Origin of the sequence: Pseudomonas sp. PDM10, assembly GCF_014852295.1 — a bacterium.
GTDB lineage: Bacteria > Pseudomonadota > Gammaproteobacteria > Pseudomonadales > Pseudomonadaceae > Aquipseudomonas.
Map to the genome: position 1 here is coordinate 21,208 of NZ_JACVBJ010000003.1, position 19,705 is coordinate 40,912.

At 58.4% G+C, this 19,705-nt stretch carries 17 protein-coding genes; 12 read left to right on the top strand and 5 right to left on the bottom strand.

Features of this window, described 5'->3' with window-relative positions; genetic code table 11:
• Nucleotides 1-92 precede the first annotated feature (92 nt).
• Both IB252_RS11200 and IB252_RS11205 read right to left on the bottom strand, forming a co-directional pair.
• Complete coding sequence (locus IB252_RS11200; RefSeq protein WP_192408657.1) at nt 93-743, bottom strand: HAD family hydrolase; 651 nt, start codon at nt 741-743, stop codon at nt 93-95.
• 26 nt (nt 744-769) lie between these two features.
• A complete protein-coding gene (locus IB252_RS11205; RefSeq protein WP_192408659.1) occupies nt 770-1,315 on the bottom strand; it encodes a gamma carbonic anhydrase family protein in 546 nt (181 codons plus the stop codon).
• Between the two features lie 62 nt (nt 1,316-1,377).
• On the opposite strand from IB252_RS11205, the gene prlC reads away from it, so the two are divergent.
• The 3 genes from prlC (at nt 1,378) to IB252_RS11220 (ending at nt 5,897) form a co-directional block, all read left to right on the top strand.
• Entirely contained in the window at nt 1,378-3,456 is a 2,079-nt protein-coding gene (gene prlC, locus IB252_RS11210) for an oligopeptidase A (RefSeq protein WP_192408661.1), read from the top strand.
• Entirely contained in the window at nt 3,453-3,740 is a 288-nt protein-coding gene (locus IB252_RS11215) for a YheV family putative zinc ribbon protein (RefSeq protein WP_008152496.1), read from the top strand. The genes prlC and IB252_RS11215 overlap by 4 nt, the downstream gene beginning before the upstream one ends.
• 114 nt (nt 3,741-3,854) lie before the next feature.
• Nucleotides 3,855-5,897 carry a M3 family metallopeptidase gene (locus IB252_RS11220; protein WP_192408663.1) on the top strand — a complete coding sequence of 681 codons (2,043 nt, stop codon included), beginning with the start codon at nt 3,855-3,857 and terminating at the stop codon, nt 5,895-5,897.
• 9 nt (nt 5,898-5,906) lie between these two features.
• Here the strand turns inward: IB252_RS11220 and IB252_RS11225 are convergent, their stop codons facing one another.
• Nucleotides 5,907-6,551 (bottom strand): tyrosine-protein phosphatase, encoded by a 645-nt coding sequence (locus IB252_RS11225; protein ID WP_192408666.1) that lies wholly within the window; start codon nt 6,549-6,551, stop codon nt 5,907-5,909.
• 299 nt (nt 6,552-6,850) lie between these two features.
• Between IB252_RS11225 and IB252_RS11230 the strand changes: the two genes are divergently transcribed.
• Genes IB252_RS11230 through IB252_RS11240 form a run of 3 tightly spaced genes read left to right on the top strand, consistent with a single transcriptional unit; the run spans nt 6,851 to nt 10,692 of the window.
• Nucleotides 6,851-7,591 (top strand): gluconate 2-dehydrogenase subunit 3 family protein, encoded by a 741-nt coding sequence (locus IB252_RS11230; protein WP_192408668.1) that lies wholly within the window; start codon nt 6,851-6,853, stop codon nt 7,589-7,591.
• A gap of 2 nt (nt 7,592-7,593) precedes the next feature.
• A complete protein-coding gene (locus IB252_RS11235; protein WP_192408670.1) occupies nt 7,594-9,378 on the top strand; it encodes a GMC family oxidoreductase in 1,785 nt (594 codons plus the stop codon).
• 12 nt (nt 9,379-9,390) lie between these two features.
• A complete protein-coding gene (locus tag IB252_RS11240; RefSeq protein ID WP_192408672.1) occupies nt 9,391-10,692 on the top strand; it encodes a c-type cytochrome in 1,302 nt (433 codons plus the stop codon).
• 102 nt (nt 10,693-10,794) lie between these two features.
• On the opposite strand, the gene IB252_RS11245 is transcribed toward IB252_RS11240, so the two are convergent.
• Nucleotides 10,795-11,100: a hypothetical protein gene (locus IB252_RS11245; protein ID WP_111448113.1), complete on the bottom strand. Its 306-nt coding sequence runs from the start codon at nt 11,098-11,100 to the stop codon at nt 10,795-10,797.
• 231 nt (nt 11,101-11,331) lie between these two features.
• On the opposite strand from IB252_RS11245, the gene IB252_RS11250 reads away from it, so the two are divergent.
• From IB252_RS11250 to IB252_RS11260, 3 genes are all read left to right on the top strand, one after another.
• Nucleotides 11,332-12,390: a PA0069 family radical SAM protein gene (locus IB252_RS11250; protein ID WP_192408674.1), complete on the top strand. Its 1,059-nt coding sequence runs from the start codon at nt 11,332-11,334 to the stop codon at nt 12,388-12,390.
• A 243-nt stretch (nt 12,391-12,633) separates the two neighbouring features.
• Entirely contained in the window at nt 12,634-13,365 is a 732-nt protein-coding gene (locus IB252_RS11255; RefSeq protein WP_111448115.1) for a carbonic anhydrase, read from the top strand.
• Between the two features lie 90 nt (nt 13,366-13,455).
• Nucleotides 13,456-14,982, top strand: coding sequence for a SulP family inorganic anion transporter (locus IB252_RS11260; protein WP_111448116.1), 1,527 nt, complete (start codon nt 13,456-13,458; stop codon nt 14,980-14,982).
• A 119-nt stretch (nt 14,983-15,101) separates the two neighbouring features.
• Here the strand turns inward: IB252_RS11260 and IB252_RS11265 are convergent, their stop codons facing one another.
• Nucleotides 15,102-15,752: a hypothetical protein gene (locus tag IB252_RS11265; RefSeq protein WP_111448117.1), complete on the bottom strand. Its 651-nt coding sequence runs from the start codon at nt 15,750-15,752 to the stop codon at nt 15,102-15,104.
• Between the two features lie 371 nt (nt 15,753-16,123).
• On the opposite strand from IB252_RS11265, the gene coxB reads away from it, so the two are divergent.
• The 3 genes from coxB (at nt 16,124) to IB252_RS11280 (ending at nt 19,676) form a co-directional block, all read left to right on the top strand.
• Nucleotides 16,124-17,251, top strand: a complete 1,128-nt coding sequence (gene coxB, locus IB252_RS11270) for a cytochrome c oxidase subunit II (RefSeq protein ID WP_111448118.1) — start codon at nt 16,124-16,126, stop codon at nt 17,249-17,251.
• Between the two features lie 82 nt (nt 17,252-17,333).
• Nucleotides 17,334-18,926 (top strand): cytochrome c oxidase subunit I, encoded by a 1,593-nt coding sequence (gene ctaD / locus IB252_RS11275; RefSeq protein WP_111448119.1) that lies wholly within the window; start codon nt 17,334-17,336, stop codon nt 18,924-18,926.
• Nucleotides 18,927-19,118: 192 nt separating this feature from the next.
• Nucleotides 19,119-19,676 (top strand): cytochrome c oxidase assembly protein, encoded by a 558-nt coding sequence (locus IB252_RS11280; protein WP_192408676.1) that lies wholly within the window; start codon nt 19,119-19,121, stop codon nt 19,674-19,676.
• Nucleotides 19,677-19,705 lie beyond the last annotated feature (29 nt).

Consider the following 19,705-nt stretch of genomic DNA (forward strand, 5'->3'; position numbering starts at 1 on the left):
GCAAGCCCGCTCCCACAGGATCCGTGTCGTATACGAAAAATGTGTACGACACAGATCCTGTGGGAACGGGCTTGCCCGCGAAAGCAATTTCATTAGCGCTGCAAAAACGCCTGATGCATCTCTTCCAGCGTCTCGAAGTGATAAGTCGGGGCTTCTGCGCTCAACTCTTCCCGGCTGCCAAAACCATAACCAACAGCCGCTGCATCCAGCCCGTTACTGCGCGCACCGATCAGGTCGTGTTTACGGTCGCCGATCATCAGGGTGCTGGTCGGGTCCAGGCCTTCTTCAGCCATCAAGTGGGCGATCAGCTCGACTTTGTTGGTCCGGGTTCCATCCAGTTCGCTGCCATATATCACCTTGAAGTGCTTGGCGAAGTCGAAGTGCCGGGCAATTTCCCGGGCAAAAATCCACGGTTTGGACGTCGCGATGTACAGCTGTCGCCCTTGGCCGCCGAGGGTTTCCAACAATGGTGTGACGCCGTCGAATACGCGGTTCTCATACAGGCCGGTGACCTTGAAGCGTTCGCGATAGAAGTTCACCGCTTCCCAGGCCTTGGGCTCGTCGAAGTCGTAGAACTGCATGAACGCCTGCAACAACGGCGGACCGATGAAGTGTTCAAGTTTGGTCAGGTCGGGCTCATCAATGCCCAGTTTGCTCAAGGCGAACTGGATCGAACGGGTGATGCCCTCGCGCGGATCGGTCAGGGTGCCATCGAGGTCGAACAATACGGTTTGGTAATGCATGTTGAATCCTGAATAAGGGCGCAGGGTCAGAGCTGGTCGTAGCCTTCGGCCAAGTGCAAGTTCTTGAGCTTCACGTAGTTCGCCGCGCTGTAGGTGAAAAAGGCTTTTTCCTTGTCAGTCAGCGGCCGAATCTGCTTCACCGGGCTGCCCACATAAAGGAAGCCGCTTTCCAGGCGTTTGCCCGGTGGCACCAGACTGCCGGCGCCAATGATCACATCGTCGTCGACCACCGCACCGTCCATGACGATGCTGCCCATGCCGATCAGAATCCGACTGCCCACGGTGCAGCCGTGGAGCATGACTTTATGCGCGATGGTCACATCGTCACCGATCAGCAACGGAAAACCATCGGGATTGAACGGCCCGGCGTGGGTGATGTGCAGCACACAGCCGTCCTGCACGCTGGTGCGCGCGCCGATACGGATGCGGTGCATGTCGCCACGAATCACCGTCAGCGGCCAGACCGAGCTGTCTTCGCCGATTTCAACGTCGCCGATCACCACCGCCGAACCGTCGACAAAGGCGCCTTTGCCCAGTAGCGGCGTATGGTTCTGATACTTGCGAAGGGTCACGATAGGCTCTCTCTCTTTTGCTGATAGCTGCGGTGAGCGTCGATTGTAATTAAGATGGCGCAATGTTTCTTCCAGCCAAGGTGCCAACCGTGAGCGTGAACAACCCTCTTTTGCAGTCCTACGACCTGCCGCCGTTCTCGGCGATCCGTGCCGAACACGTGCAGCCGGCTATTGAACAGATCCTGGCTGACAACCGCGCCGCCATTATCGAGATCCTCAAAACCCAGGGCAAACAACCGACCTGGGCCGGCCTGGTGCTGGCGATGGACGAACTGAATGATCGTCTGGGCGCCGCCTGGAGCCCGGTCAGCCACCTGAATGCCGTGTGCAATAGCGCCGAATTGCGCGAAGCCTACGAGTCCTGCCTGCCGGCCTTGAGTGCCTACTCCACCGAATTGGGCCAGAACCGCGAGTTGTTCGAGGCGTTCGAAGCGCTGGCGAACAGTCCCGAAGCTGCCGGTTTCGAAGTGGCGCAGAAAACTATCCTGGAACACTCCCTGCGCGACTTCCGTCTGTCGGGTATTGACCTGCCGGAAGCCGAACAAAAGCGTTACGCCGAAGTACAGAGCAAATTGTCGGAGCTGGGCAGCCGCTTCTCCAACCAACTGCTCGACGCCACTCAGGCCTGGACCAAGCATGTTACCGATGAAGCCACCCTCGCCGGCCTGACCGATTCGGCCAAGGCGCAAATGGCCGCGGCGGCACAGGCCAAAGGTCTGGAAGGCTTTCTGATCACCCTGGAATTCCCGAGCTACTACGCGGTGATGACCTACGCCCAGGACCGCGCCCTGCGCGAAGAGGTCTACGCCGCCTACTGCACCCGTGCGTCGGACCAAGGCCCGAATGCCGGTCAGAACGATAACGGCCCGGTCATGGAAGAAATCCTCGACCTGCGTCAGGAACTGGCGAAGCTGCTCGGTTTCGCTAGTTTCTCGGAGCTGAGCCTGGCCACCAAAATGGCCGAATCCAGCGATCAGGTGCTGAGTTTCCTGCGCGATCTGGCCAAGCGCAGCAAGCCGTTCGCTGCCCAGGATCTGGAACAGCTCAAGGCGTACGCCGCCGAACAAGGCTGTCCGGACCTGCAAAGCTGGGACAGCGGTTTCTACGGTGAAAAGCTTCGCGAGCAGCGCTATAGCGTCGCCCAGGAAGCCCTTCGCGCTTACTTCCCGATCGACAAAGTGCTGGGCGGTCTGTTCGCTATCGTTCAGCGCCTGTACGGCATCGAAATCGCCGAACTGAAAGGCTTCGACACCTGGCACCCGGATGTTCGCCTGTTCGAAATCAAGGAAAACGGCCAGCACGTCGGCCGTTTCTTCTTCGACCTCTACGCCCGCGCCAACAAGCGTGGCGGTGCCTGGATGGACGGCGCCCGCGACCGTCGCCGCACGATCAGCGGCGTATTGCAAAGTCCGGTGGCGAACCTGGTGTGCAACTTCACCCCGGCCGACAGCGGCAAGCCAGCGCTGTTGACCCACGATGAAGTGACCACCCTGTTCCACGAATTCGGTCACGGCTTGCATCACCTGTTGACCCGCGTTGAACACGCCGGCGTATCCGGCATCAACGGCGTGGCCTGGGATGCGGTCGAGCTGCCAAGCCAGTTCATGGAGAACTGGTGCTGGGAGCCGGAAGGTCTGGCGCTGATCTCCGGGCACTACGAAACCGGCGAACCGCTGCCTCAGGACCTGCTGGAGAAAATGCTCGCCGCGAAAAACTTCCAGTCCGGTCTGATGATGGTCCGTCAGCTGGAGTTCTCGCTGTTCGACTTCGACCTGCACGCCACCCACGGTGACGGCCGTAGCGTGGCGCAGGTACTTGAAGCTGTGCGGGACGAGGTGTCGGTCATGCGTCCACCTGCCTACAACCGTTTTCCGAACAGCTTCGCCCACATTTTCGCTGGCGGTTATGCAGCGGGCTACTACAGCTACAAGTGGGCTGAAGTGCTGTCGGCGGATGCCTTCTCGAAATTCGAAGAAGAAGGCGTGCTCAACGCCGAGACCGGCCGCGCCTTCCGCGAAGCGATCCTGGCGCGCGGTGGCTCCCAGGAACCGATGGTGCTGTTCGTCGACTTCCGCGGACGCCCGCCGTCGATTGACGCACTCTTGCGCCACAGCGGCCTGAGTGAGGTCGCGGCAGCATGAGCGAGGGTCCTGTGATCACGAAAAAACGCTTTATCGCCGGGGCAGTCTGCCCGGCCTGCAGCGAGCCGGACAAGTTGATGATGTGGAACGAAGACGAAGTCCCACATCGTGAGTGCGTGGCCTGCGGTTATTCCGACACGCTGAATGAACAAGGCCTGTCCGTGCCCAAGGAATTGGGCACGCGGGTCAACACTTCGGCGCTGAAAGTGCCGGACGCCAAGGTTCAGGCTGTACAGTTTTTCCCGAACCCGAAGCTGAAGAAAAAGCCTGACGAGCAACACTGAGTCACCGCCACCTTCCACGCCTGAACGGCTTGGAAGGTGGTATCTATCTACCACCTTTCCCCTGCGCTTCCTTTATAGGCTGACCACATTCAGCCTCTACCCAAGGAAGACGCCATGCCCGACACCAATCCACTTTTGCAGGCCTGGGACCTGCCGCCCTGGTCGGAGGTCCGCACCGAACACCTCGTGCCGGCAATCACAGCCATCATTACCGACAACCGGCAGGTCATTGCCGAAACCATCATCAGCCAATCCGTACTTCCCAATTGGGATGATCTGGTTCTGGCCATCGATGAAATCGATGCGCGCCTGAACGAGGCTTTGGGCATCATCCAGATCCTGTCGATGGCGAAACACAACGATACGGCCTGGAACACGGCAGCTGCTGCATGCAACGACGCCGGGGCGCAGTACCGATCCGAAAGATTGAGCAATCGTCCGTTGTTTGAGGCATACCGGCGACTGGCGAACAGTTCGATCGCCCTCAATTTCGACGAGCCGCGCAAGGCTGCGCTGGCCAAGATTCTGCGCAAATTTCAATTGGCGGGAATCGAATTGCCCCTGGCGCAACGGGAAAAGCTGGCCCGGTTGAACCTCGACATTGACCGGCTCGAAGAGCTGTTTGTCATCCATCTGAAAAGCGCCAACGCGGCCTGGACCAAGCACGTCGATGACGTTGCGGTACTGGAAGGTTTATACCCCACCGTAAAAAATCGTCTGAGACACCTGGCCAAAGAAGCAGGACATGAAGGCTGGCTGATTCCCCTGGATGAAAACACCTGCCAGCAAATCATGAAGTACGCCGAAAATCGGGCATTGCGAGAAGAGTATTTCGTGGCGTACTCCACGCGCGCGTCCGATCAAGGCCCGCATGCCGACGAGTTCGATAATGATCCTGTACTGACGTTGCTGCTTTCGCTGCGCCACCAGAAAGCCGAACTGCTAGGTTTCGATAATTTCGCGCAACTACGTCTGGCCACCGCAGCGGCCGAGTCCACCGATCAAGTTCGCCGTTTTCTGCGTCGGCAAGTGACATTGAACACACCGTCACTTGCACGGGATACAAAGGAGCTACAAGCGTTTGCACTCGAACGGGGCCTCTCTGAAGTACACGCCTGGGACCACGAGTTTCTCGCTGAACAACTGCGCCACCATCGTTTCCCTGACGCCCTGAAGAATCTGCGTGACTATTTTCCCCTGGACGGCACCTTGCGACGATTCTGCCTGTTCTGCGAACGCCTGTTCGGGATCCGGATCCTCGAGCAGGCTGAGTTCAGTCGCTGGCATAACGACGTGCGCCTGTTTGAGATCAGCGAGCATGGTCAGACCATTGGGCATATTTATCTTGACCCGTACCACCGCAAGGAAGCCCCGGATTACGCCTGGACCGGCACACTGCGAAACCGACGAAGAAACGCCGAAGGCCGCGTAGCGCTACCGATTGCCGATCTTCACTGCAACTTCACGCCGGGGGTCGACGGCCATCCGTGCCTGCTTGAGCACCAGGATCTGCGGGTGCTTTTTCATGAGTGGGGTCATTGCCTGCAACACGTACTGACGAGTTCGCCGCATCACAACCTTTCCGGCATTTCCCAACTGGGGCGCGATACGGCGGAGTTCGCAGGGCAAGTTTTCGAGCAGTGGTGCCTGTCACGGGAGTTTCTGTTATGGCTGGGGGCCCACCACCAAAGCGGTGAACGCTTGACCGAGGCGCGGGTAGACGCGGCACTGGCAGCCCTCGACACCCAGACCAGCCGACAAGCCGCACTCTTGCTGACGGGTGCAATGTTCGATTTCGAAGTGCACCGCAGCCAAGGCGATGGTCGTAGCACCCAGCAAGTATTCGAAGACGTTCAGCAGGAGGTTCCCCACGTGCAACTGCCGTCTTATTGTCGGTTCGCAAACAGCTTCGACTACATGGTGACCGGTTACGCAGCCTCCGTTTACGCCTACACGTGGTCAGGCGTACTGGCCATCGAAGCCTTCAAGCGATTCCGTCAGGATTGGGTCTTCAATGCGCAAACAGGGCGAGCCTTTCGCGAGGCGTTTTTTTCTCCGGGCGATTCGCGCTCCTTGCTCACCGCCCTGGAAGCATTTCTTGATCGGCCGATCGCCGAAGATCTGTTCGCGTTTTCGTCAGAGACCGTTACCCGCTGAGGCAACGGTTTACTCGACGTGGGCTGATTTGAACCAGCTCTTCATCGAACAACTGGCGAACGGGCTCGTGCTGCAATCGCCGTTGGCCAGCGCGGTGCGGAGCTTGTCGACATCGGCCTGCATCATGTAACGGATGCCGTCCTTGAAATGAGTGCTGTCACCAAAGCCGCCCTGAGTCATTTCGTTCAGGGCGTCTTCCTTGCTCCAGCCCTGCACCACAACCCGGTACATAGCCGCCATCAGGCCAGTGCGGTCCGAACCATGTTTGCAGTGCATCAGCACCGGTCCCTTGGCTTCGGCAGTCTGGATCGCGCGAAGGGCTTTGAGTACATCCGCGTCATCAACATGGTTGGTACGGTAGGGCAGCTGTATTTGTGCGATTCCTGGCGTCGATAACCAGCTTGAATCCGACTCGGGCAGGAACGTGATCACCGTCCCGACCTTGAGTTTTTCCAGTAACGGCACAGCGCCTCTGTCGGGCAACGCACTGCGATAGAGCGTCGGGGACATTTTAAAGAGGTTGTACTGCACCTCGACCGATTGAGCCCACTCCGCAGGTCGGGGCAATGCACTGTCGTCGGCAAGGGCCACCGTCAGGTTTAAAAGTGCGGCCAGCGACAGGCAGATCGCTGGGATACAACGCGATAGAGACATGCTCGGGGTGACCGTTCAGGAGAGTTGGGAAGATGATGCCGAGCTTCCCCTCCGAGCAGTCAAAGGCCTGTGAGCCGTCTGTCAAAGAATCGTGAATCAGCCGATCGCTTTCGTCGCAAAGCCGAGGTTTTTTAGCTGAATCGGTTCATCTTTATGCTTAGCCTGCTACCATTTGTTTCTCCATATTACCGATGCGCCCTATTGCTCCCCGCTTGCTGGCGATCTTCATCGGTGCCAAAACGAAAAGTCGTCCTGCGAGACGGCTGAAAAACCGCTATGCCTGATGAGGTGCCCCCCCTATGTCCGATCAAGATCGAGACAACCCGCGGCGTGAGTTTTTGCGCAAATCCCTGACCTTGATCCCGGTGGTCACCGTTGCCAGCACCGGTCTGGGCAGCACGGTCCTGATGGCCGCGCCCGAAGCAGCCCCGACCAGTTCCGGCAAAGCGCCGGTCGCCACCAGCACCTATGAACCCAGCTACTTCACCGCCGAAGAATGGACGTTCATCAAAGCGGCTGTCGCGCAGCTGATTCCGAATGATGCCCAAGGGCCAGGCGCCCTGGAAGCCGGTGTGCCCGAATACATCGACCGTCAGATGAACACGCCTTACGCGGCCGGCGCGCTGTGGTTCATGCAGGGACCGTTCAACGCAGACGCCGCTCCGGAAATGGGCTGGCAGAGCAAATTGGTGCCCAAAGAGATTTATCGCCTGGGCATCGCCGCGACGGATGCTTGGTCGAAAACGCTCAACGGTAAAGTATTTGCTGAGCAAGACAGCGCTACCCGAGACGATTTGCTCAAGCAACTCGAGGCCGGAAAACCTCAGTTCGACAGCGTCCCAGCGAAGATTTTCTTCAACCTGCTGCTGCAAAACACCAAAGAAGGGTTCTTCTGCGACCCGATTCACGGCGGCAATAAAGGCATGGTCGGCTGGACCATGATCGGCTTCCCCGGCGCCCGCGCCGATTTCATGGATTGGGTGGAACGCAACGAGCAATACCCCTTCCCGGCAGTTTCGATTCGCGGCGAGAGGGCGTAAGCATGGCAACGGTAATGAAGAAGGTCGACGCAGTGATCGTCGGGTTTGGCTGGACGGGCGCGATCATGGCCAAGGAGCTGACAGAAGCCGGCTTGAATGTGCTGGCGCTGGAGCGCGGGCCGATGCAGGACACTTACCCCGATGGCAACTATCCACAGGTGATCGACGAACTCACCTACAGCGTGCGGAAAAAACTCTTCCAGGACATTTCCAAGGAGACCGTGACCATTCGCCATAGCGTGAATGACATCGCGCTGCCGAACCGCCAACTGGGCGCCTTCCTGCCCGGCAATGGTGTCGGTGGCGCCGGTTTGCACTGGTCCGGCGTGCACTTTCGGGTCGACCCGATCGAGTTGCGCATGCGCAGTCACTATGAAGAACGCTACGGCAAAAGCTTCATCCCCAAGGACATGACTATCCAGGACTTTGGCGTCAGCTATGAAGAGCTGGAACCGTTTTTCGATTACGCCGAGAAGGTCTTCGGTACGTCGGGTCAAGCCTGGACGGTGAAGGGTCAATTGGTCGGCGAAGGCAAGGGCGGCAACCCGTACGCGCCGGATCGTTCGAATCATTTCCCGCTGGAATCGCAGAAGAACACTGTTTCCGCACAGCTGTTTCAGAAAGCGGCCACCGCAGTGGGTTACAAACCCTACAACCTGCCCTCTGCCAATACATCAAGCCCCTACACCAACCCTTACGGCGCACAGATGGGGCCGTGCAACTTCTGCGGTTTTTGCAGCGGCTATGTCTGTTACATGTATTCCAAGGCATCGCCGAACGTAAACATTCTGCCGGCGCTCAAACCGCTGCCCAATTTCGAGCTGCGGCCCAACTCCCACGTATTGCGAGTCAATCTCGACAGCACCAAGAGCAAGGCGACAGGCGTCACCTACATCGATGGCCAGGGCCGGGAAATCGAGCAGCCGGCAGATCTGGTGATCCTCGGTGCCTTCCAGTTCCACAATGTGCGGCTGATGTTGCTTTCGGGCATCGGCAAGCCGTATGACCCGATCAGCGGCGAAGGCGTGGTCGGCAAGAACTTCGCCTACCAGAACATGGCCACCATCAAGGCCTACTTCGACAAAGACACCCACACCAATAACTTTATTGGTGCCGGCGGTAACGGCGTGGCGGTGGACGACTTCAACGCCGACAACTTCGATCACGGGCCCCATGGCTTCGTCGGCGGCTCGCCGATGTGGGTCAACCAGGCCGGCAGCCGACCGATCGCAGGCACCTCCAACCCGCCGGGCACCCCGGCCTGGGGCAGTGCCTGGAAACGTGCCACCGCCGATTACTACACCCATCAAGTGTCGATGGATGCCCACGGCGCGCATCAATCCTACCGTGGCAACTACCTCGATCTGGACCCGGTGTACCGCGATGCCTACGGCTTGCCGCTGTTACGGATGACCTTCGACTGGCAGGAAAACGACATCAAGATGAACCGCTTCATGGTCGAGAAAATGGGCAAGATCGCCGAAGCGATGAGCCCCAAGGCCATCGCCGTACTGGGCAAGAAGGTGGGCGATCACTTCAACACCGCGTCTTACCAGACCACCCACCTCAACGGTGGCGCGATCATGGGCACCGACCCGAAAACCAGCGCCCTGAACCGTTACTTGCAGAGCTGGGACGTACACAACGTTTTCGTCCCCGGAGCGTCAGCTTTCCCACAAGGTCTGGGCTACAACCCTACCGGCCTGGTGGCAGCGTTGACCTACTGGTCGGCCCGGGCGATCCGCGAGCAGTACCTGAAAAACCCCGGCCCGCTGGTTCAGGCTTAAGGAGCGATGACCATGAAAGCACTTGTTATCGCGACCCTGGCACTGCTCGGTTATGGCTCGGTCAACGCCGCAGAAATCGATCAAAACCTGATCAAACAAGGCGAGTACCTCGCTCGAGCAGGTGACTGCGTGGCCTGCCATACCGCCAAGGACGGCAAGCCGTTCGCCGGTGGCCTGCCGATGGAAACGCCGATCGGAACGATCTACTCCACCAATATCACGCCGGATAAAACCGGGCTGGGCAACTACACCTTCGAAGAATTCGACAAGGCCGTGCGCCATGGCGTCGCCAAAAACGGTAGTACGTTGTACCCGGCCATGCCCTATCCGTCCTACGCCAGCGTCAACGAAACCGACATGAACGCCTTGTACACCTACTTCATGCACGGTGTGGCGCCGGTCGCTCAGGAGAACAAGGACAGCGACATCCCTTGGCCTTTGAGCATGCGCTGGCCGCTTGCGGGTTGGCGCTGGATGTTTGCCCCGGCTGTGGCGGACTACAAAGCGGCACCCGGCGAAGATGCGGTGGTCAGCCGTGGGGCTTATCTGGTGGAAGGCCTCGGACATTGCGGCGCATGCCATACGCCACGTGCCCTGACCATGCAGGAAAGAGCCCTGAATGCAGGCGAAGGCAGCTCATTTCTGTCAGGTAGCGCGCCACTGGAAGGCTGGATCGCGAAAAGTCTGCGCGGCGATCATAAAGACGGCCTCGGCAGCTGGAGCGAACAACAACTGGTGCAGTTCCTCAAGACCGGTCGCAGCGATCGCAGCGCGGTGTTTGGTGGCATGAGTGATGTGGTGACGCACAGCATGCAGTACATGACCGACAACGATCTGACCGCGATTGCCCGTTACCTCAAGTCCTTGCCGGCGAATGATTCCAATGATCAGCCGCACCAGTACGACAAACAGATCGCACAGGCGCTATGGAACGGGGACGACAGCAAGCCCGGCGCTTCGGTGTACATCGACAACTGCGCGGCCTGTCACCGTACCGATGGCCATGGCTACACCAAAGTGTTCCCGGCGCTGGCAGGCAACCCGGTGTTGCAGTCGCAGGATCCGACGTCGCTGATTCACATCGTGCTCAAGGGCGGCACCTTGCCAGCGACTCACACGGCGCCGTCGACCTTCACGATGCCCGGGTTCGCGTGGCGCTTGTCGGATCAGCAAGTGGCGGATGTGGTGAGTTTCATTACCACTAGTTGGGGAAATAAAGGGGCCACTGTTAAAGCCAGTGATGTAATGGCGTTAAGGGAAGACGATATGAAAGCGACTTCAAATGATGACATTGGCCAAGTGACGACTCATTAAATAAAATAAAAAAGCGATATGGAAACTCCATACCGCTTTTTTAGGTTCAGCTACAACCTACTGCGCACTCAATATTTATCTACTGCATGCGTTCAATCGCGATTACGGTTTGACGATCTTCGAATAGGCACTCGCCAAGGCCAGCAGAACGGCCTTGTCTTGTGCGTCGATGTCACCATCACCGTCCACATCGGCAGGGGCGGTACCCATGGTGAAAGTCACGCCGCCGTCGTTCGATACGGCCTCGCGGGTGCTCGAGTCCAGCAGAGCATAAGTGACAGCACGGTTTTCCGGATCGTAGCCCTCTTCCTTGAGTGCAAACTGCATGGAAACCCGAACTTCTTTTGGACTAACAACAGATGCGCGCATCAGTTGCAAAAAAATACCGCGCTGATTGTAATTCGACATTAATTAATTCCATTTAATAGTTGAACACGAGAACTTCGTGTGAGAAGGATATTACTAATAGCACTTATAACTATGCCAGTCGTTATATGTATCTCATGGTGACGAACGCTTTAACCAATTGATAGAAATACAAAGAACCAGGCTTTTTTAGAATTAACAGGCGCCGAACGGCACTGGCCGAATGTGCCGAGGCCCTATACTGTATAGACATACAGCTAAAGGACCTTGTCGATGCCTACCCCCCTGCCACCTCGCGGCCGCGGCACCGCCACCAACCCGCACAACCGTTTCGCGCCGAATCGCTCGGTGGCCGAGGATGACGGCTGGTATCAGGAAGCGCCGATCACCCAGGGCACCGAGGTGCGCATCGAAACGGCGAAAACCATCATCACTCGCAACAACTCGCCGGACTTGCCCTTCGATCGCTCGATCAATCCCTATCGCGGCTGCGAGCACGGTTGCATCTATTGCTACGCGCGGCCCAGCCACGCTTATTGGGACATGTCGCCAGGGCTGGATTTCGAAACCAAACTGATCGCCAAGACCAACGCCGCCGATGTGCTGGAAGAACAACTGTCCAAGCGCGGCTATCAATGTGCGCCGATCAATCTGGGCTCCAATACCGACCCTTATCAGCCGATCGAACGCGAACACAAAATCACCCGAAAAACCCTCGAAGTGCTGCTGCGTTATCGCCATCCGGTGACCATCATTACCAAAGGCTCGCTGATTCTTCGGGATCTGGACCTGCTGGCCGAACTCGCCGAGCAAAGGCTGGTGGCGGTGATGATCAGCCTCACCACCCTGGACGACGAACTCAAACGCATCCTCGAACCGCGCGCCGCGGCACCCAAGGCTCGGTTGCGAGCGATCCGCGTGATGCGTGAAGCGGGAATTCCGGTGGGTGTTCTGTGCTCGCCGATGATTCCGATGATCAACGACAGCGAACTCGAAAGCCTGCTCACCGAAGCTCATGCCGCGGGGGCGCAAAGTGCGGCCTACATGATGCTGCGCCTGCCGCTGGAAGTGGCGCCGCTGTTCGAAGAATGGCTGGCGGCCCACTATCCTCAGCGTGCCGCGCATGTGTTGAGCCTGATTCGTCAGACCCGTGGTGGCGAGCTCTACGACAGTCGCTTCGGTGCCCGGATGCGTGGCGAAGGACCGTTTGCCGATCTGCTGGCGCAACGCTTTGCCAAAACCATCAAACGCCTGGGGCTCAATCGTCGGGAAGGTTTCAATCTGGACTGCGAAGCCTTCTGTCCGCCAGGTCGCCAAATGTCGTTGATTTGAGGACAATTGGCCTATGGTTCAGTAGGGTGAAATGCACTTTGCCACTACTCCGGTCACGTTTTTTGTGACCTGGAACACACGTTCTAGAGCGTTTTATTCAGTTTGAGTTAAGTTTCGGCCGCTACCTTGTTCATCGAGTGACTGATGGGTCGAGATTCTCGGCCTGGATGTTTTTTAAACAGCCACTGGCTTCACACCGGACAAAACGGGAAAATTCCCTGACTCCGCCAAAGAGGATGAATCATGAGTGACAAGGATAAACAGTCGTTGGCTGCGTCGGCTTCAGCCCAACCGGAGGCGGAAACCGCCGATGCAGCGCTGCAGCATATCGTTGACGGCTTTTTGCATTTTCATCACGAGGTTTTTCCACAGCAGGAAGAACTCTTCAAAAAACTCGCCACGGCCCAGAGCCCCAGAGCGATGTTCATCGCCTGCGCCGATTCGCGCATTGTTCCTGAGTTGATCACCCAAAGCGCCCCCGGCGACCTGTTCGTGACCCGTAACGTTGGCAATGTTGTGCCGCCTTATGGGCAAATGAACGGCGGTGTTTCCACGGCAATCGAATACGCCGTTCTGGCCCTCGGCGTGCAACACATCATCATTTGCGGGCACTCCGACTGTGGCGCGATGCGCGCAGTGCTCAACCCGCAAAGCCTGGAAAAAATGCCGACGGTCAAAGCCTGGTTGCGTCATGCCGAAGTGGCAAAAACCATGGTCCAGGAAAACTGCCATTGCGCTGACGAAAACGAAAGCATGCACGTCCTCACCGAGGAGAATGTGATCGCCCAGCTGCAACATTTGCGCACGCACCCGTCGGTAGCCTCGCGCATGGCCAATGGTCAGTTGTTTATCCATGGTTGGATCTACAACATCGAAACCAGCGAAATCAGAGCTTACGACGCGGACAAGGGTTGTTTCCTGCCGCTCGATGGCAGCCATCCGATTCCGGTGGCGACGCCTAAAGCGCGCTTCTAAATCCTCCTAAATCCTTGTGTGGTTTAGCCGAGGCTGCCGATCAGGCAGCCTGGCTTTGCCACGCCTGAAGAAAACTTCGGGAGAGTCACCATGCGTGCTGCTCAACTTAAAGCTGTTCTGCCACGGGAGCTGCTGGCATCCGTGGTTGTGTTTCTCGTCGCCCTGCCCTTGTGCATGGGCATCGCCATCGCCTCGGGGCTGCCGCCATCCAAAGGCTTGATCACCGGGATCATCGGTGGCTTGGTGGTGGGCTGGATTGCCGGTTCGCCACTGCAAGTCAGCGGCCCGGCGGCCGGTTTGGCTGTTCTGGTGTTCGAACTGGTGCGCCAGCATGGTATCGACATGCTCGGACCCATCCTGCTGCTGGCCGGTTTTCTGCAACTGGTGGCCGGGCGTTTGAAGCTGGGCTGCTGGTTCCGGGTAACGGCGCCAGCGGTGGTCTACGGCATGCTCGCCGGGATTGGCGTGTTGATCGTGTTGTCACAGGTGCATGTGATGCTCGACGCCGTGCCCAAGCCTTCCGGGCTGGATAACCTGGCAGCCTTCCCGGCTGCCGTCGTGCAGGCCTTGCCCTCCTTCGGTTGGCAAGCCGGGTTGCTCGGGCTGTCGACGATTGCGGTGATGTGGCTGTGGGAGAAATTCCGCCCCCATTCCCTGCGCTTCGTACCCGGCGCACTGCTTGGGGTAGGCCTGGCGACTGTCGCCAGCCTGGTGCTCGCGTTGCAGGTCAAACGAGTCGAAGTCCCGGCCAACCTGGCGGAAGCCATCGACTGGCTGAAACCCGCCGACTTGCTCAACCTGGCTGACCCGACGCTGCTCATTGCCGCGTTTGCCGTGGCGTTTATCGCCAGCGCCGAAACCCTGCTCTCGGCCGCCGCGGTGGACCGCATGCACAGCGGCCAGCGTTCAGACTTCGACCGGGAATTGTCAGCTCAAGGCGTCGGCAACATGCTTTGCGGTCTGCTCGGCGCGCTGCCAATGACCGGCGTGATCGTGCGCAGTTCAGCCAACGTCCAGGCCGGCGCCACCACGCGAATGTCGACGATCTTCCATGGCCTGTGGCTGCTGGCTTTCGTGTTGCTGCTGTCCAGCGTGCTGCAAAGCATTCCGGTGGCGAGCCTGGCGGGCGTTCTGGTTTACACCGGTTTCAAACTGGTCGACCTCAAGGCCTTCCGCGGTCTGGGCCGTTATGGGCGGATGCCGATGTTCACCTACGCGGCAACAGCCCTGGCGATCATCTTCACCGACCTGCTGACCGGCGTGCTGATCGGCTTCGGCCTGACCCTGGCCAAACTGGCCTGGAAGGCTTCGCGGCTGAAAATCAGCCTGATCGATCTGCCCAAGGACGGCGAAATGGAATTGCGGTTGATAGGTGCAGCGACCTTTCTCAAAGTGCCGGCGCTGACCCAGGTGCTGGGGACTATTCCGGCAGGCACGACGGTGCATGTGCCGCTCAATAACCTGAGCTACATCGATCACTCGTGTCTGGAATTGCTGGAGGAATGGGGGCGGGCCAATGCGGCCAAGGGATCAAAACTGTTGATTGAAGCGCGGGGGTTGAAGCGCAGGCTGGAAGGGCGATTGCGGACCACTACCGGCGTAGGTTCAGCCGCGTAGATAACAATGTGGGAGCGGGCTTGCTCGCGAAAGTGGCGTGTCAGTCAACATCAATGTTGAATGATTGACCGCTTTCGCGAGCAAGCCCGCTCCCACAGGGGATTGTGTTGATCAATGGATCAAGCCGCTGGCTGATCCAGCTCCAGGCCGACGCCCAGTTGGCGCGACAGGCACGGCCAGCGCTTCCATGCAGCGCCGGTGTCCGGGCTGTTGAGTTTCTCGCGGTAGGCTTCCACCGATTCCAGCGCGAAACTGTCTTCGTTGAGCATCTCGTCCACGGCGTGATGCACCGCCTCATCCAGTTGATTGGCGAACTCCTCGCCGATCAGTTGGTGGGCAATCAGGTTGGCAACAGTCATGTCCAAGGGGATCAGTGGCTGGCCAAAATGCTTGATGTACAGGTCATTGACCTCTTCGACCAGGCGATGCGCCAGATAGGCTTCGTCCAGCAGGCTGTCCAGACCAACGTGACCGGCCATGATCGCCGGCGGCTGAAGGAAGAACTGCACGGCGATTTTCAGCACCGGTGTGATCTGTGATTCGATACCCGCTTCCCTGGCGACTTCATTGGCTGCATCCAGCAGGTCCGGCACTTGCTCTATATACGCGGCCACAAAACGCGTCATCACGCCGTTGGCGTCGACATCCGGCAATTGGATGGCGGAGTGAAGGTGTGGCAGTTGGGTTTCCAGCTGACGAGTCAGCAGGCCGGTTTCGGCTTCGTGTTGTTGGGCTTTTTGGATCTGCTCGCGCAATGCGGCGGTGTTCATGAAAACTCCAGGAAACAAAGGCAATGAAATAGGGAAGACATAACTTAGCTGGCATACGAAAAATGCTAAGACGCATTTGTCATAATTATTTCATCCTTGAGACATCAAAGTTATATCGATTTGCCACCACTCGTCTGCATCCTTCTCCATTCGTGCCCTGGAACGCAAGTCCCAGCTGTTTCAGATCATTTACGCCATCACGTTGCGAGGTGGCAGTCGCTGTCTATACTCGGGTGGGAATGGAGTTAGCTGATGACACCCGACTGCACACGCAGCAAGGCTCGGCGATTCAAGTTCGTAGTCTGAAAAAGCCGCTCCCTTGCCGCAGGTGAAAGCCGGCGGGATAAAAAGAACGATAAGGGGAACCCGCAATGATGCGACATCCACACGTCTGGATGGGCCTCCTGTTGTGGTCGATTTTCAGTCAGGCACAAGCGGCCTGGACTGTGAATATGGCGCCTGGAGCGACTGAAATCAGTCACGCAGTATTTGACCTGCACATGACCATTTTCTGGATCTGTGTAGTGATCGGCATCATCGTCTTCGGCGCCATGTTCTGGTCGATGATCCTCCACCGCCGCTCGACCGGGCAGGTGGCCGCAAAATTTCATGAAAGCACCACCGTTGAAATCCTCTGGACCATCGTGCCCTTCCTGATCCTGGTGGCCATGGCGGTTCCCGCGACCGCAACCCTGATCAAAATGTACGACGCCAGTGAGCCGGATATCGATATCCAGGTCACCGGCTATCAGTGGAAGTGGCACTACAAATACCTGGGCCAGGACGTTGAGTTCTTCAGCAACCTGACCACGCCCGCCGATCAGATCCACAACAAGGAAGCCAAGAGCGAGCACTACTTGCTTGAGGTCGATAAGCCTTTGGTGCTGCCGATCGGCGCCAAGGTGCGCTTCCTGGTGACTTCCGCCGACGTCATCCACTCCTGGTGGGTGCCGGCCTTTGCGGTCAAGCGCGATGCGATTCCGGGGTTCGTCAACGAAGCCTGGACCCGCGTCGACAAGCCCGGCATCTACCGCGGTCAATGCGCCGAATTGTGCGGCAAGGATCACGGCTTCATGCCGATCGTAGTCGAGGTCAAGGAAAAGGCCGATTACGAAAAATGGCTGGCCGAACGTAAAGCCGAAGCCATGCAGCTTAAAGAGCTGACCAGCAAGGAATGGACCCTCGACGAGCTCAAAGAGCGCGGCGACAAGATCTATCACACCACCTGCGTCGCCTGTCACCAGGCCGAAGGTCAGGGCCTGCCGCCGATGTTCCCGGCGCTCAAGGGCTCGAAAATCGCTACCGGCCCCAAAGAAGGCCACCTGAGTCTTGTCTTCCACGGCAAGCCTGGCACCGCGATGGCGGCGTTCGGCAAGCAGCTTTCGGAAGTCGACATCGCGGCAGTCGTGACCTACGAACGTAACGCCTGGGGCAACAACAAAGGCGACATGGTCACGCCTAAAGAAGTGCTGGAGCTGAAACAGGCGGAAAGCAAATGACCCGGTCTATTGCGCACGTAAGGAATCAGTCGGGGCATCGCGCCCCGGCCTGCCCAGCCCATCTGTTTGCAGGAGACAGGACATGACTGCTGTCGTCGATGACCATGTTCATACCGGCACCGCCCACGCCCACGGCCCCGCCAAAGGCCTGATGCGCTGGGTGCTGACCACCAACCACAAGGATATCGGCACGCTGTACCTGTGGTTCGCGTTCTCCATGTTCTTGCTCGGCGGCTCGTTCGCGATGGTGATTCGTGCCGAGTTGTTCCAGCCGGGCCTGCAAATCGTCCAGCCGGAGTTCTTCAACCAGATGACCACCATGCACGGTCTGGTGATGGTCTTCGGTGCGGTGATGCCGGCCTTTGTCGGCCTCGCCAACTGGATGATCCCGTTGATGATCGGCGCGCCGGACATGGCCCTGCCACGGATGAACAACTTCAGCTTCTGGCTATTGCCGGCGGCGTTCATCCTGCTGGTATCGACCCTGTTCACCCCCGGCGGTGGACCGAACTTCGGCTGGACGTTCTACGCCCCGCTGTCGACGACCTACGCACCGGAAAGCGTGACCTTCTTTATCTTCGCCATCCACTTGATGGGGATCAGTTCGATCATGGGCGCGATCAACGTGATCGCCACCATTCTCAACCTGCGCGCCCCCGGCATGACGTTGATGAAAATGCCGCTGTTCGTCTGGACCTGGCTGATTACCGCGTTCCTGCTGATCGCGGTGATGCCGGTACTGGCCGGTTGCGTGACGATGATGCTGATGGACATCCACTTCGGCACCAGTTTCTTCAGTGCCGCCGGCGGCGGTGACCCGGTGTTGTTCCAGCACGTGTTCTGGTTCTTCGGTCACCCCGAGGTGTACATCATGATCCTGCCGGCCTTCGGTGCTGTCAGCTCGATCATTCCGGCCTTCTCACGCAAGCCGCTGTTCGGCTACACCTCGATGGTCTATGCGACGGCGAGTATCGCGTTCCTGTCGTTCATCGTCTGGGCGCACCACATGTTCGTGGTCGGCATTCCGTTGGTGGGCGAGTTGTTCTTCATGTACGCCACGCTGCTGATCGCGGTGCCGACCGGGGTCAAGGTGTTCAACTGGGCCAGTACCATGTGGCAAGGCTCGCTGACCTTCGAGACACCGATGCTGTTTGCGGTGGCGTTCGTGATCCTGTTTTCCATCGGCGGTTTCTCCGGGTTGATGCTGGCCATCGCCCCGGCGGACTTCCAGTACCAGGACACCTACTTTGTGGTCGCGCACTTCCACTATGTACTGGTACCGGGGGCGATCTTCGGGATCTTCGCGTCGGCCTACTTCTGGCTGCCGAAATGGACTGGCCACATGTACGACGAAACCCTCGGCAAGCTGCACTTCTGGCTCTCGTTCATCGGCATGAACATGGCGTTCTTCCCGATGCACTTCGTGGGGCTGGCGGGCATGCCGCGGCGGATTCCCGACTACAACCTGCAATTCGCCGACTTCAACATGGTGTCGTCAATCGGTGCGTTCATGTTCGGCGCCACGCAGATCTTCTTCCTGTTCATCGTGATCAAGACCATCCGTGGTGGCCCACCCGCACCGGCCAAACCGTGGGATGGGGCCGAAGGCCTGGAATGGAGCGTTCCGTCACCGGCGCCGTATCACACCTTCACCACGCCGCCGGAAGTGAAATGAACGCCTTACCCTTGGTGAGAACTGGCCAAGCCTTTGTGGCGAGGGGATTTATCCCCGTTGGGCCGCGAAGCGGCCCCAAAACCTGTGGCCGCGGTGTATCAGGCATAACCCATGGTTCGGTTTTACGACTGCTTCGCAGCCGAACGGGGATAAATCCCCTCGCCACAGAGTTCTCGGCGGAGGTAGGGGATCATGGCTGACTCTATTTCTTTGAAGAAGCTGGTCACGCGCCTGTTGCTGGTGGTGGTGGCGATGTTTGTCTTCGGGTTTGCCCTGGTGCCGATCTACGACGTGATGTGCAAGGCGTTCGGCATCAACGGCAAGACCGGCGGGCAGTATGAGGGCGAACAAACGGTCGACACCTCGCGGCAGGTTCGCGTGCAGTTTCTGTCGACCAATTCCGCCGACATGTCCTGGGATTTCTACCCCAAGGGCGATGAGCTGACGGCTAATCCGGGGGCGGTGAACGAGATGATTTTCATCGCCCATAACCCGACCGACAAACCGATGAGCGCGCAAGCAGTTCCGAGCATCGCGCCCAGCGCCGCGGCGGCGTACTTCCACAAGACCGAATGTTTCTGCTTTACCCAGCAAGTGCTGCAGCCCGGTCAACGGATCGAGATGCCGGTACGTTTCATCGTTGACCGTGACATGCCCAAGGATGTGAAGCACCTGACGCTTTCCTACACGCTGTTCGATATCACCGCACGTCATCCACCCGCGGCTGTTGCTGCAAACACCGGTGGCTAGGCGTTAAAGCGTGCCCGATAAGGAGAACA

Bases quoted from the DNA above. Each gene is read 5' to 3' on its own strand.
- IB252_RS11200 (WP_192408657.1), bottom strand. From the start codon at position 743: ATGCATTACCAAACCGTATTGTTCGACCTCGATGGCACCCTGACCGAT.
- prlC (WP_192408661.1), top strand. From the start codon at position 1,378: ATGTTTCTTCCAGCCAAGGTGCCAACCGTGAGCGTGAACAACCCTCTT.
- IB252_RS11215 (WP_008152496.1), top strand. From the start codon at position 3,453: ATGAGCGAGGGTCCTGTGATCACGAAAAAACGCTTTATCGCCGGGGCA.
- IB252_RS11220 (WP_192408663.1), top strand. From the start codon at position 3,855: ATGCCCGACACCAATCCACTTTTGCAGGCCTGGGACCTGCCGCCCTGG.
- IB252_RS11225 (WP_192408666.1), bottom strand. From the start codon at position 6,551: ATGTCTCTATCGCGTTGTATCCCAGCGATCTGCCTGTCGCTGGCCGCA.
- IB252_RS11230 (WP_192408668.1), top strand. From the start codon at position 6,851: ATGTCCGATCAAGATCGAGACAACCCGCGGCGTGAGTTTTTGCGCAAA.
- IB252_RS11235 (WP_192408670.1), top strand. From the start codon at position 7,594: ATGGCAACGGTAATGAAGAAGGTCGACGCAGTGATCGTCGGGTTTGGC.
- IB252_RS11240 (WP_192408672.1), top strand. From the start codon at position 9,391: ATGAAAGCACTTGTTATCGCGACCCTGGCACTGCTCGGTTATGGCTCG.
- IB252_RS11245 (WP_111448113.1), bottom strand. From the start codon at position 11,100: ATGTCGAATTACAATCAGCGCGGTATTTTTTTGCAACTGATGCGCGCA.
- IB252_RS11250 (WP_192408674.1), top strand. From the start codon at position 11,332: ATGCCTACCCCCCTGCCACCTCGCGGCCGCGGCACCGCCACCAACCCG.
- IB252_RS11255 (WP_111448115.1), top strand. From the start codon at position 12,634: ATGAGTGACAAGGATAAACAGTCGTTGGCTGCGTCGGCTTCAGCCCAA.
- IB252_RS11260 (WP_111448116.1), top strand. From the start codon at position 13,456: ATGCGTGCTGCTCAACTTAAAGCTGTTCTGCCACGGGAGCTGCTGGCA.
- IB252_RS11265 (WP_111448117.1), bottom strand. From the start codon at position 15,752: ATGAACACCGCCGCATTGCGCGAGCAGATCCAAAAAGCCCAACAACAC.
- coxB (WP_111448118.1), top strand. From the start codon at position 16,124: ATGATGCGACATCCACACGTCTGGATGGGCCTCCTGTTGTGGTCGATT.
- ctaD (WP_111448119.1), top strand. From the start codon at position 17,334: ATGACTGCTGTCGTCGATGACCATGTTCATACCGGCACCGCCCACGCC.
- IB252_RS11280 (WP_192408676.1), top strand. From the start codon at position 19,119: ATGGCTGACTCTATTTCTTTGAAGAAGCTGGTCACGCGCCTGTTGCTG.